The sequence below is a fragment of the Flavobacterium sp. H4147 genome (assembly GCF_029360735.1).
Taxonomy (GTDB): Bacteria; Bacteroidota; Bacteroidia; order Flavobacteriales; family Flavobacteriaceae; genus Flavobacterium; species Flavobacterium endoglycinae.
Genome location: NZ_JARKNB010000001.1, coordinates 517,148 through 528,994, shown reverse-complemented (window position 1 = coordinate 528,994; position 11,847 = coordinate 517,148). Strand labels below are relative to the sequence as shown.

The window sequence follows — 11,847 nt, the reverse complement described above, 5'->3', positions numbered from 1 at the left end:
CGGCTTAGTTTTGAGACTTTGGAGAAGGAATATAATCTAAAATTAATCGCTGATTAGGGTTTAGATATTTCTTGGCAACTTCTCTAATTTCTTCTCTGGTAATAGAATGATAAATGTCGATTTCGGTATTTATTAAATTCACATCGCCATACAAAAGGTAGTATGACGCCAGATTTTCGGCAATTCCTTCTACGCTTGAATTGGCATTGACAAAATTATTGTCGAATTTGTTTTGTAATTTTTCGTAATCTTTCTCAGAAATCAAATCGGTTTGGATTTTTACGATTTCTTCGTCAATTTCTTTTAAAATGTCAGCAGTTGTATTTGGCGCCATTGGTAATCCGTATAAAATATAAGTTCCGTAATCTTCTTGGCTAAAACCAACTGCGCCAATTTGAAGCGCCATTTTTTTGTCGTCTACAATTTTCTTATACAGTTTAGAGCTTTTTCCATCACTTAAATAAGAAGAAATCAAATCCAAAACTCTTGCATCTCTGGTTTTCATAGATGGCGTTCTGTAGGAAGCTACAACCATCGGAATTTGAATATTTGGGTCTTCGTAAGTTGCTTTTATGGTTTGTGTGATTGGTTCTTCGGTATAAGTTTGTTTCTTCACAACTTCGCCTTTCGGAATTGGACCAAAATATTTCTGAATCCATTCTTTTGCTTTCGTTTTGTCGAAATCTCCGGCAACTACTAAAACAGCATTGTTTGGCGTATAAAACTTTTTGTTGAATGCCTGAAATTCTTCTAATGTTGCAGCATCTAAATCTTTCATCGAACCAATGGTTGTCCAGCGGTAAGGATGATTTTTGAACATATTCTTTTTCACCTCAGGCAGAATGTTTCCGTATGGCTGATTGTCGTAACGCATTCTTTTTTCTTCTTTAACGACTTCATTCTGCGTTTCAACTCCAATTTTATTAATAATAGGATGCATTAATCGTTCAGATTCCATCCATAAACCTAATTCTAAGTTGTTTGATGGGAAAACCTCGTAGTAATACGTTCTATCATCAGATGTATTAGCGTTATTTACACCACCGTTTGCGGTAACGATTTTCATCCATTCGCCGCGTTTGATATTCTGTGTGCCTTCAAATAACAAATGCTCGAAAAAGTGCGCAAAACCCGTACGATCCGGACGTTCGTCTTTTGAACCCACGTGATACATTACAGAAGTAATTACTACAGGTGCCGAAGGATCGTTATGCAGGATAACATGCATGCCGTTATCTAAATTGTATTCTTCAAAAGCTACCTTTTGAGCATGAGCAGTTCCGCCAAGCATTAGTGCCGCACTTAACATCATTATTGAATTTTTCATAAAGATTAATAAATTATAGTACCTAAAAAATAATAGGTAGCTAAAAGTTGATTATAGTTACTTCAAAAGTAGTTTTTTTTACTTATGGTTTATTGATTTGTCAATATTTTGGTCTTATTTTAACAATCTTTTACTTTTTATTGTTGTAAGAATAAAGTTGAAATGCCTTGAAAAACAGCTCCTAAAGGATTGAAAATATTTTTGCTGCAAGAGATTGCGTAGTAAAATTTTAATTGTATATTTGCAACCTTAAAAATCAATAAATCAATTTGGTATGTATGCAATCGTAGAGATAGCAGGGCAACAATTTAAAGTAAGCAAAGACTTAAAGGTTTATGTTCACCGTTTAGCTAATGAAGAAGGTTCAAAAGTTTCTTTTGACAAAGTTCTTTTATTAGATGATAACGGAAATGTAACTTTAGGCGCCCCAGCTATAGAAGGTGCTTCAGTAGAAGCTAAAGTGTTACAACACTTAAAAGGTGATAAAGTTATCGTTTTCAAAAAGAAAAGAAGAAAAGGATACAAAAAAAGAAATGGTCACAGACAATATCTTACACAAATTGTAATTGAAGGTATTACTGCAGCTGGAGGAACTAAAAAAGCAGCAGCTAAAAAAGCAGTTGTAGCAGAAGATGCAGCAGCTACTGAAGAAGTAGAAGCAGCTCCAAAAGCAAAAAAAGCAGCAGCTCCAAAAGCAAAAAAAGAAGCTACTAAAGAATAATAACAATATTTAAACTCATACGTCATGGCTCACAAGAAAGGTGTCGGTAGTTCGAAGAATGGTAGAGAATCAGAATCAAAACGTCTAGGCGTTAAGATTTATGGTGGTCAAGCTGCTATTGCTGGAAACATCATCGTTAGACAAAGAGGTTCAAAACACAATCCAGGTGAAAACGTTTACATTAGTAAAGATCACACTTTACATGCAAAAGTTGATGGAGTTGTTAAGTTCCAAAAGAAAAGAGATAACAAATCTTATGTATCTATTATCCCATTTGAGGCTTAATAATCATAAAGATTACTTTTTACAAAACCCGTTCTGAAAAGAGCGGGTTTTTTGTTTTTTAGAAATGTTTTTTAAATGGCTGGATTCTTTAAATGCTAGTAAAAACTTACATTTGTAGCGTAGGGTAAATTTTGAATTTCTTAAAATTCTAAAAAATTGAAAAAAATAATAGTTATACTGCTGTGCTGTTTCAGTATGTATGGAAAAACGGTTTCAGATAGCATCAGTCATCATTTAAATTCATTAAATAATGAGCAGAAAACGGTTTTGTATGAATTGGCTGTTCTTCAAAAGAATGGTTTTAATGCTGATGAATTTTGGCTGAAACATAAACATGAATTTCCGAAGTTTAGCGATCAAGTAAGAGACGAATTGGCTAGGCAGGTTTTTGTAAATTCTCAAATAGTGTATTCTCCGCCCAAAAATTCTGCAGTTCAATTCTGGATGAAAACACAATTACTTACCAATTGGATGTTTTATTTATCGGCATTTATTGCAATTTGTGCTCTGATTGCACTGTTTAAAAAATATTGGAGTTTACTGATTGAAGTTGTGATTAAACATTTAGCTCCTTTGTTCCGATTTTTGTTTTCGCCTTTTCTTTTAACATGCGAATTATTCGTAATTGCAGTGGTCTGTGTTTTTTATGGCTGCACTATAAATGAGTTTGTAATGCGAACTGTGATTATTCATTTAGGTTTATTTTTGCTTTGGAGCCAATCAACAGCCATATTTACTGGAGAATATTGGGTTAAAAAATATATTTATGAAATAGAGAATAATTTTTGGGGAACAGATTCATGGAAAACAGTGAAAACAATTTGCCTTCCAGCAATTATTGTTACGCTAGCTCTTGTGTATGTATTGTACAAATTACCGGCGGATATTTTTTACAATTACGAAATTGTTTTGTCTGGAATTGCTGCGGTATATGCTTTGCCGTTTTGGCGTTCTTTCGAGAAATATTTGTATCCTGTTTTACTGCCTTACAAGAATGGTTATAGAACTAGAAGTGTAAATTCTTTAGCTGGTTGTACAGTTGTCGCGATTGTTGTTACGCTTATACTTGTATTTCAATGGAATCCTATTTTCTATAATGTAATTACAGCATTGATGAGTTTGTTACTCTTGTCTCTTTTAATACTGTCTTCAAAGACGAATTTTAGATACTACAGTTTTAAAAACTATTATTATTTGCAAGTGTTGACTGTTATTTTTTTTGCGGGAATTTTTCTATACGGCTTTTATTTACAGTTGAATGAAATTATTTGGTTCTCCCTAATTGGAGCTTGTTTATTTATTGTGCTGAAGTATTTCGAAATCATTTCGTTTTTCTCTAATTGGAAAAGAGGAGAAGCCTGGGCTTGGAAATTATTAGGTTTAGCTGGTTTATTATGGCTTTTAGGAAAAGGGGTTTTGTATGTATCGAAAATATTGTATGCTCATTAAGTTTGAAAATAAAAAACCTCGATGTCAAAATCGAGGTTTTGTTTTATATGCAGTATTGTAATTAGAATTCAAAACTTGAAATTTCGTTATTCAGTATCTTTTGTTTCCTCCAGATCTTCTGTTTTTCTTCCTACTTTTACTTTTGGATTATCTTGAGTTCCTGTAACCGTTAACGGAATCCCGAAGATGCCAAGAGGAGGTAATCCTAAACGCATTTTTAAGTTTAATTTTCCATCAAGACTTGTTGTTCCTTCAATTCTTGGTCTAAAGCCTGCAAATTTAAATTTAAAGCGCTCTATGGTCATGATGTTGTTTTTAACGGTCGTTTTGATGTCGACTTTAGATACATCAGGATTTTTCATCGATTCGTTGTTTGTTTTTTTGCTTACGGCATTAAACATTTTCAAACCTCGTATTTTCACATCTTTTACAGAAAGAATTCCGCCTCCAACAAGCGAAGGATAAACAGGTTCCATGTTACCGTTTAAACGTCCTTTTAGCTGATAATCTAGCGAAACAATTCCTTGTGCCTTTTCAGCGGCGCTTGCCATTTTTCTAAAAACATCAATTTCGTTGTAAGCTCTTTTAATGTCAAAATCAGAAGCTTTTATAGCGTAATCGAAATTGGCTTTTTGAGGAGTCACGGCCTGATAATTGGCATTCATGTTTACGTGGCATCCAATTAAATTAAAGCCGGTATTCTGCATGGTTAATTTACCGTTTTTCATGGTTAAAGTTCCCGTTGCATTCTGAAGGTTTAATTTATCGAAATTTACTTTTTGAGCATTTGCCAGTAATTGTAAATTTAAATTTGTTGGAATAATAATGACTCCTGTTTGTTTATTATCTCCAGTTTTTGTTTCTGTCTTTGAAGCCGAATTTTGTGTTACAGATGTATTTGGAGCTGTATTTGACATAAATTCATCCACGTTGATGTATCGCGCTGAAACATTAAAAGAGCCTTTTAAAATCCCTGTATGGCTTGTTGCATAATTAAATACGTTTTGTAAATAACCATTCATTTTAAAATCTGACTGACCGTAAGCGGCTAAGAAATTATTGAAAGACATTTTATCCTGATTAATTCTGAAAATGCCTTCTTTGATAATGAATTTTTTAGGCAGAAATTCCGATGCAATGCCAATATTTCGCAACTCAAGAGTTCCTTTGTTATGTAGTTTGCTGTAATTGCCTTTTTCGGCGTCGCTTTGTTTTCCTTTTAAGGCTAAATCTGCTTTTATGAAACCGTCTAAATCAAGTCCTTTTTGAGAGAAAACTTTATAAATTCGGTTAACATCTAGTTCGCCTTTTGCTTTAATGTCGTAAACCAGATCGTTGAAATTATTCAAATCAGCTTCAACAAAAATTGGTTTGCCTTCAAACGTAAACTGAATTGGTTTTATCTTAACTTTTAAATCATCAAAAGTTCCTTTTTGGTTGTCGATTTTAGATTTTACAACAATATTGGTAATTGGATTTGGGTAATATTTTGTTTTTAAATATCCTTTTTCCAAGTCAATATTTCCTTTGGTAATTGGGAAAAGTTTGTTCTTTTGGTCGAATTTTCCATCGGCTTTAACATCGCCAATTAAAGCTCCTTTTAACTCAATATCAGGAATTCCAAGCGCTTTTGTTAGTTTTTCAAGATCGATTTTTGCTTTAAAATCAGCATTGATTTCGGGTGCATCGACACCTTTTAAAAAGAACTTCGATTTTATATAATCCTGATTTATATTCAATGAAACATTTTTAGCATCAACCGTCAAAAGATCTGGATTTAATGACGGGACTTTAGTCTTAATCTCTAGATTTAAATTAGAAACTGGAATTGGACTTTTGTTATAATTCACAAATCCGTTACCGACTTTTACATCTAAATTTAAATCAGGAGCAATATTTTCGGATGTAATGTATTTGCCTTTCACTGTTAAAAGTAAATTCGTATTTCCTTTTAAATCAGTTTTAGAAAGCCAAGTAATGTATTTTGGTGGAAAAGCGGTAAATACATCATACAAATCACTATTGTCTGATTTTAAAACCAAATCCATGTTGTAACCATCTTTTAAAATGTCGAATTTTCCTTTGAAATCGACTAAAAGCTGATTGATTTTGAGGTTGTTTTGTTCGAAGAAAAATGATAACGAGTTTACATTTACTTTTGTAATTAAATCGGCATCGATTTTTTTGTTCATTAAATACGGTTCGTTGTCATAAACGATATTTAGCTTTTCGATTTTGGCTTTAGAATACAAATCGAAAACAGCTTTATTTAAATCTCCTTTTCCTAAATAGTTGAAATTAAAGGCATCAAAATGTACTTTGGTAGATTTGTCATCATAAACAATTTTACTGTTTAAGATTTCGATTCTTTCTAGTTTTAAAGCCGTATCTGTGCTGTCTTTTGATTCTGGAGCCTGAGATTGAGACTTGTAAATGTTATAGTTCGCTTCTCCTTCTGGATTTACTTTAACATTAATAAACGAATCTGATAAATAAATCTGGTCAATTTTAACCGATTTGCTGAAAATCAAACTAGCGACATTAATACCAAAAGAAACTTCGCTGGCAGTAATGAATTTCTCATTTTTGTATGGTGTCGAACCATTGAGGCTTAAGTTGTTAAGCGTTAAGGTAAGAGACGGAAAATGGCGGAAAAAAGAAACCGAAACGTCAGAATAATTCAATTCTGCGCTCAATCTTTCGTTGGCTGTTTTTTTGATTTGTTCTTTAATCTGGTCCTCAAAAACTATTGGAGTTAAAAATAATAGCCCTAAAAGAACGGCGAAAGTGATCCCAAAATACTTCGCAATTTTAAATACGATTGATCTGGATTTACTTTTTTGCATAGTGAATTGTAGTATTTAATATAAAAATCAAAAAAGGAGAGATTATCCGTGAACGGTTTCATTTTTACCATAATTGGTAATGATAGAACCTTCATATTCAATCCATTCTTTCCATCGTTTGTCGATGTCAACATTGTCTTGGTATTTTCGGGCAAATCCTAAAAATGTGGTGTAATGCCCGGCTTCAGAAATCATTAAATCACGATAGAATTTAGCTAATTTTTCATCTTTGATGTTTTCTGAAAGTACTTTAAAACGCTCACAGCTTCTGGCTTCAATCATAGCTGAAAATAATAAACGATCACAAAGCGCATCTCGACGGCTTCCATCTTTTTTCATGAATTTAAAAAGCTCATTTACGTAATGGTCTTTTCGTTCACGGCCTAATGTTAGTCCGCGTTCTTTTATGATGTCATGAACCATTTGAAAATGTTCCAATTCTTCTCTTGCGATAACCAGCATTTCGGTTACTAACTCTTCTATTTCAGAATTATAGGTAACGATACTAATCGCGTTTGAAGCTGCTTTTTGTTCGCACCATGCATGATCGGTCAAAATTTCTTCAATGTTTGACTCGACAATATTTACCCAGCGAGGGTCTGTAGCTAATTTTAATCCCAACATAATTTCCCAGCATTTTAGTTCTGCAAAATTAGTGTTTTTTATTGCTAAAAATCAGTAAATATCGAGGGATTGCGCTTAAAAAAGCATTATTTTGTATGTTCAAAAAAATTACCATGAATCAGATAAAAAAACTTTTAATTATTGGATTTGTCTGGCCTGAGCCAAAATCTTCTGCGGCAGGTGGAAGAATGATGCAGCTGATTTCGATTTTCAAACAAAACGGATTCGAAATTACTTTTGCGAGTGCTGCTCAGGATAGTGATTTTATGGTTGATTTGTCTGAATTTGGCGTAATCAAAAAAAGTATCGAACTTAATTCTTCAAGTTTTGATGATTTTGTAGCTGAATTATACCCAGATGTGGTTTTGTTTGACCGTTTTATGATTGAAGAACAATTTGGATGGCGTGTTATTGAAAAATGTCCAGGTGCAATCCGAATTTTAGATACAGAAGATTTGCATTGTCTAAGAACAGCCAGACAAAAAGCTTTTAAAGAAAATAGAAATTTTGAAATTAGTGATTTACTATCTGAAGAAGTAGCAAAACGGGAAATAGCTAGTATTTTAAGATGTGATCTGTCGCTGATTATCTCTGAATTTGAAATGAATATCTTGAAAAATGTTTTCAGAATCAATGCAGATTTACTCTTTTATCTTCCGTTTTTAGTAGATGAAATGAAAGAAGAGGAGCTTTTGAAACTTCCTTCTTTTGATGAAAGAAAAAGTTTTGTTTTCATTGGAAATTTTCTTCATGAACCAAATTGGAATACGGTTCAATATTTAAAAGAAGCCGTTTGGCCTCTTGTTAAAAAAGATTTCCCAGAAGCTGTTTTGGAGGTTTACGGTGCTTATCCTTCACAGAAAGTTTTGCAATTGCATCAGCCCAAAAATGGTTTTTATATCATGGGAAGGGCAGAAGATGCCAATGAAATTGTGAAAAAAGCCAGAGTGATTTTAGCGCCAATTCGTTTTGGAGCAGGTTTAAAAGGGAAATTGTTAGAGGCTATGCAATGCGGAACGCCAAGTGTAACAACTTCGGTTGGTTCTGAAGCGATGCATTCTGTTTTGCCGTGGAATGGATTTGTAGAAGATAATCCGGCTGAATTTGCTCAAAAAGCTATTGCGCTTTATCAGGATGAAAATCTTTGGAAACAATCTCAAAAAAATGGAATTGAAATCATTAATATTTGTTATCAAACAAGCAATTATGCTGATTCGCTAATTTCGATGGTAAATGAATTATTAGAAAATTCAGAAAATCATCGTCTTCATAATTTTATGGGTAATTTATTGCAGCATCACGCCTATAAAAGCACGATGTATATGTCAAAATGGATTGAAGCTAAGAATAAGTAATCAGTCGCAGTTTATAGTGGGCAGTAGAGTATAATGTAAACTACGAGTGCGACTAGAAACTATTTTAAAAGCCTTCAACGGTTTGAATAATCGCTTTATGATACATTCTTGGAACGTAGGCGACCATATGCAAATAACAGAAAACTAAATTTAGAAACAATGACATGAAATACAAATCTATATTTTCCAATTTAAAAGGTACATTTAATACTGAGATGGAAGATTTAAACGAAAATTCATCAGAGTACTTCTATCCTATAGAAATTGATGGTGTAATAATTGAGACAAACGGATTTGAGGCGTTAACTATTGACAATGTTGAAAAATATACAGAAACTCAATTAGCTCAATTTGATTACGATATAAAATATCCATACAATGACAAAGGAAAAAAATTATTAGTACTAAAGAATTATCAATTAAAAACATTTATTCCAATACATATTTTGGAAATTGAGACAGGAAAGAGGGTGGTAATAGAACTACAAATAGTGATGATACATGATGGAGAACAGATTAGGCTATTATCTACTCTATTTGGTAAAAGTAGTGAGGCAATTATCATGGAAACTACATTGTTTGAAAAATTACAAAATCAGTTAGATGAGTATTATTGCTTAGAAATATGTTCAAATTGTGAGAACTCTATTTGGAATCCTTATGGAGGAAATGATTTTTTTAATCATCTATGCTTTAAGAAAGAGGCAAGAGAATTTCAAGCAATAAAAGAGAAAAACAAACAATCGATAGGTTCTTTTATGAAATTTAAAGAAAACAAAAATTTTGAGAATGTACAATTAACAGATTATTGTGTTCAATTTGAAGCGCGAAGAGCTAAAAGTTAGAAATAATATTCATAATGTGCTCACGCGAAAGGATTCGTGCATTAGAGGAGAATTCCCATTGTTCTCATAATATTCGAAACAATACCTAATTTGGCTTGTACAGCATTGAATAAATATTTAGTTTTTCTGTTGCTTTTTACTTTAAGTCCTCGCTCAAAAGCCTGATTTTTCTAAACCATAAAACAAGCTTCAGTTAGCCGCTGTTTTCTGGCAAGAAAAATTAGGCTTTTGAGTTTCGGGCTTTCTGCTTCAATCTGAGTAATGTAAGTTTCATAAGAGTATTTTTCGTTTGTTTTGTCATTTAGATCGAAGGAAATAACAATAGCATATATAAAAAAATCTCGGATTATAATTTGTAATTGGAGATTTTAGATAATTATGATTTTATCCGTAGGGATTATATATCGGTAGAAAAAACGGTTGCATTAAATCATTTGTCCCGTCAGGGACTACATCAATTCTTTGGAATGTGTAGTCCCTGACGGGACAATAAAAAACGATCGATTTTTTCTACCGATATGCAATCCCCTCTGGGATTTTTTATTTTAAAATACCTTCAACGGCTTGGATTGTTGTAGCATGATAGCCAGATTTTGCTTTTTCAAAAACCTGTTTTGCCCAAACTTTTCCTTCTGGAGTTTTAACCATTTCTTTATAAAGCATCATTACAGATCCAGTTCTGCTGATTCCGATTAAGAATTGCTCAATCGCAGGATAAGCCGGTTTGTATTGGTGAATTAATGCTTGAACAAACCATTGACGTTTTATAATAAAGTTACCACCTTTTGTAAAGTTGAATTCTTTATCAATTGCGTCCATTTCTGCAGTTGTAATATCAGCTGGAAGATGGTCTATAAAATGCTGTTTTTCTGCTGTAGTTGTTATTTTTTTGCTTAAACCTGCAACTCCAGTTTCTCTCCAGCTTTTTTGGATAGCATCAATCGCATCAAAATCTGCTGAACTTACAGGAAGTATGTTTGATGGAATTCCCGGCTTGTAAATCCAGTCTTCTAATTTGATTTTGTCAGCTAATGCTTTATCGCCTTTAATAAGATTTTCGTTAATGTATTTTACAAAATCTTCTGTTGTAATGGATTGAAAAGCGTGAGAATCAAAATAGTTTTTGATAAACGGATCGAATTTCTCGCGACCAACAGCGTTTTCGATAACTCTTAAAAAAGCATACCCTTTTACATACGGGATTTGGCTGATTCCATCATCAGGATTTCTTCCTGTCAAGCTTACTTTTAATCTTGTATCTGGGCTTGTATTTCCGTATTCTGCTACATTATCAACTAATTCTTTGTTGGTGATAACATTTTGCATTTCAAATTCTTTCTTTCCGAAGATTGCTTCTCCAATTCTATGTTCTACATACGTTGTGAAGCCTTCATTCAGCCAAATGTCATCCCAAGTGGCATTGGTAACTAAATTTCCACTCCAGCTGTGTCCCAATTCGTGTGCTAATAAGCTTGTTAACGAACGATCTCCTGCAATTACACCAGGAGTTAAGAAAGTAAGGTTTGGATTCTCCATTCCGCCGTAAGGAAAACTTGGTGGTAAAACCAAAACGTCGTAACGTCCCCAACGGTATGGTCCGTATAATTTTTCAGCAGCATTCACCATGTTTCCAAGTTCAGCAAATTCCCAAGCCGATTTTTTCAGCATTGATGGTTCTGCGTAAACTCCGGTTCTTTTGTCGATAGCTTGAAATTCAATATCTCCAACGGCAATTGCCATTAAATAAGATGGAATTGCTTTGTCTTGTTTAAAAGTATACACTCCAGTATCGTTTTTCTTCTGCGGATTTACAGCGCTCATAACGGCTAATAAATCTTTAGGAACGGTAACTTTTGCATTATAAGTAAAACGAACGCCTGGTGAATCCTGACAAGGAATCCAAGTACGAGACCAAACGCTTTCTCCTTGTGAGAATAAAAATGGTTTCTTTTTATCGGCTGTTTGTTCTGGTTTCAACCATTGTAAAGCAACGGCTTCTTTAGTAGTGTTGTAGTAAATATTTACTTTAGTTGTATTCGGTTCAATGGTAATATGAAGTGGTTTACCGTGGAATTCAAGATCTTTTCCAAGTTCGAATTTGGTTTCTTTTTCGTCATCACCTAAAGTTACTTTTGTAATATCTAAAGTGTTTTCGTCGAAAATAATTTCATTTCCTTTGCTGATGTTGTCAATCGTCCAAGATGCTTTTCCTGAAATAGTTTGAGTGTTAAAATCAACTTTAATGTCAAGGTCAAGATGTTTTACGACAGCCAATTCTGGTTTAGAATAACTGTGTTCGTCGACAACAGCAGTTGTTTTTTCGGTTTGTTCTTTTTTCTGGCAGGCAATTGCTGTCAGAAATAAAGTGACAAGGATTAGTTTCTTCATATTATGA

General features: G+C 33.3%; 9 protein-coding genes. 5 read left to right on the top strand and 4 right to left on the bottom strand.

The genetic code is table 11. The features are described 5' to 3' along the window. Window positions 1-4: 4 nt before the first annotated feature. A complete protein-coding gene (locus tag P2W75_RS02290; protein ID WP_207297922.1) occupies window positions 5-1,327 on the bottom strand; it encodes a pitrilysin family protein in 1,323 nt (440 codons plus the stop codon). 274 nt (window positions 1,328-1,601) lie between these two features. Between P2W75_RS02290 and rplU the strand changes: the two genes are divergently transcribed. The 3 genes from rplU (at window position 1,602) to P2W75_RS02275 (ending at window position 3,782) form a co-directional block, all read left to right on the top strand. Then, entirely contained in the window at window positions 1,602-2,048 is a 447-nt protein-coding gene (gene rplU / locus P2W75_RS02285; RefSeq protein WP_207297921.1) for a 50S ribosomal protein L21, read from the top strand. 24 nt (window positions 2,049-2,072) lie between these two features. After that, the gene (gene rpmA, locus P2W75_RS02280) at window positions 2,073-2,333 is read left to right on the top strand and encodes a 50S ribosomal protein L27 (RefSeq protein WP_008466657.1); all 261 of its coding nucleotides are present in this window, start codon (window positions 2,073-2,075) and stop codon (window positions 2,331-2,333) included. Window positions 2,334-2,489: 156 nt separating this feature from the next. Continuing rightward, window positions 2,490-3,782 (top strand): hypothetical protein, encoded by a 1,293-nt coding sequence (locus tag P2W75_RS02275; protein ID WP_276378747.1) that lies wholly within the window; start codon window positions 2,490-2,492, stop codon window positions 3,780-3,782. A gap of 86 nt (window positions 3,783-3,868) precedes the next feature. Here the strand turns inward: P2W75_RS02275 and P2W75_RS02270 are convergent, their stop codons facing one another. Further along, window positions 3,869-6,628, bottom strand: coding sequence for an AsmA-like C-terminal region-containing protein (locus P2W75_RS02270; RefSeq protein ID WP_276378746.1), 2,760 nt, complete (start codon window positions 6,626-6,628; stop codon window positions 3,869-3,871). A 42-nt stretch (window positions 6,629-6,670) separates the two neighbouring features. Next, on the bottom strand, window positions 6,671-7,252 hold the full coding sequence (locus P2W75_RS02265) for a tRNA-(ms[2]io[6]A)-hydroxylase (protein WP_207297919.1): 582 nt from the start codon (window positions 7,250-7,252) through the stop codon (window positions 6,671-6,673). A gap of 113 nt (window positions 7,253-7,365) precedes the next feature. Here P2W75_RS02265 and P2W75_RS02260 point away from each other — a divergent pair, with 113 nt between their 5' ends. Together P2W75_RS02260 and P2W75_RS02255 are read left to right on the top strand one after the other, a co-directional pair. Then, window positions 7,366-8,607 (top strand): glycosyltransferase, encoded by a 1,242-nt coding sequence (locus tag P2W75_RS02260; RefSeq protein ID WP_276378745.1) that lies wholly within the window; start codon window positions 7,366-7,368, stop codon window positions 8,605-8,607. A 164-nt stretch (window positions 8,608-8,771) separates the two neighbouring features. After that, a complete protein-coding gene (locus tag P2W75_RS02255; protein ID WP_276378744.1) occupies window positions 8,772-9,452 on the top strand; it encodes a hypothetical protein in 681 nt (226 codons plus the stop codon). Between the two features lie 540 nt (window positions 9,453-9,992). On the opposite strand, the gene P2W75_RS02250 is transcribed toward P2W75_RS02255, so the two are convergent. Next, window positions 9,993-11,840: a hydrolase/aminopeptidase gene (locus P2W75_RS02250; protein WP_276378743.1), complete on the bottom strand. Its 1,848-nt coding sequence runs from the start codon at window positions 11,838-11,840 to the stop codon at window positions 9,993-9,995. Between the last annotated feature and the right edge of the window lie 7 nt (window positions 11,841-11,847).

Coding starts and splice junctions, on each gene's coding strand:
- P2W75_RS02255 (WP_276378744.1), top strand. CDS start 8,772: ATGAAATACAAATCTATATTTTCCAATTTAAAAGGTACATTTAATACT.
- P2W75_RS02250 (WP_276378743.1), bottom strand. CDS start 11,840: ATGAAGAAACTAATCCTTGTCACTTTATTTCTGACAGCAATTGCCTGC.
- P2W75_RS02270 (WP_276378746.1), bottom strand. CDS start 6,628: ATGCAAAAAAGTAAATCCAGATCAATCGTATTTAAAATTGCGAAGTAT.
- P2W75_RS02290 (WP_207297922.1), bottom strand. CDS start 1,327: ATGAAAAATTCAATAATGATGTTAAGTGCGGCACTAATGCTTGGCGGA.
- rplU (WP_207297921.1), top strand. CDS start 1,602: ATGTATGCAATCGTAGAGATAGCAGGGCAACAATTTAAAGTAAGCAAA.
- P2W75_RS02260 (WP_276378745.1), top strand. CDS start 7,366: ATGAATCAGATAAAAAAACTTTTAATTATTGGATTTGTCTGGCCTGAG.
- P2W75_RS02265 (WP_207297919.1), bottom strand. CDS start 7,252: ATGTTGGGATTAAAATTAGCTACAGACCCTCGCTGGGTAAATATTGTC.
- rpmA (WP_008466657.1), top strand. CDS start 2,073: ATGGCTCACAAGAAAGGTGTCGGTAGTTCGAAGAATGGTAGAGAATCA.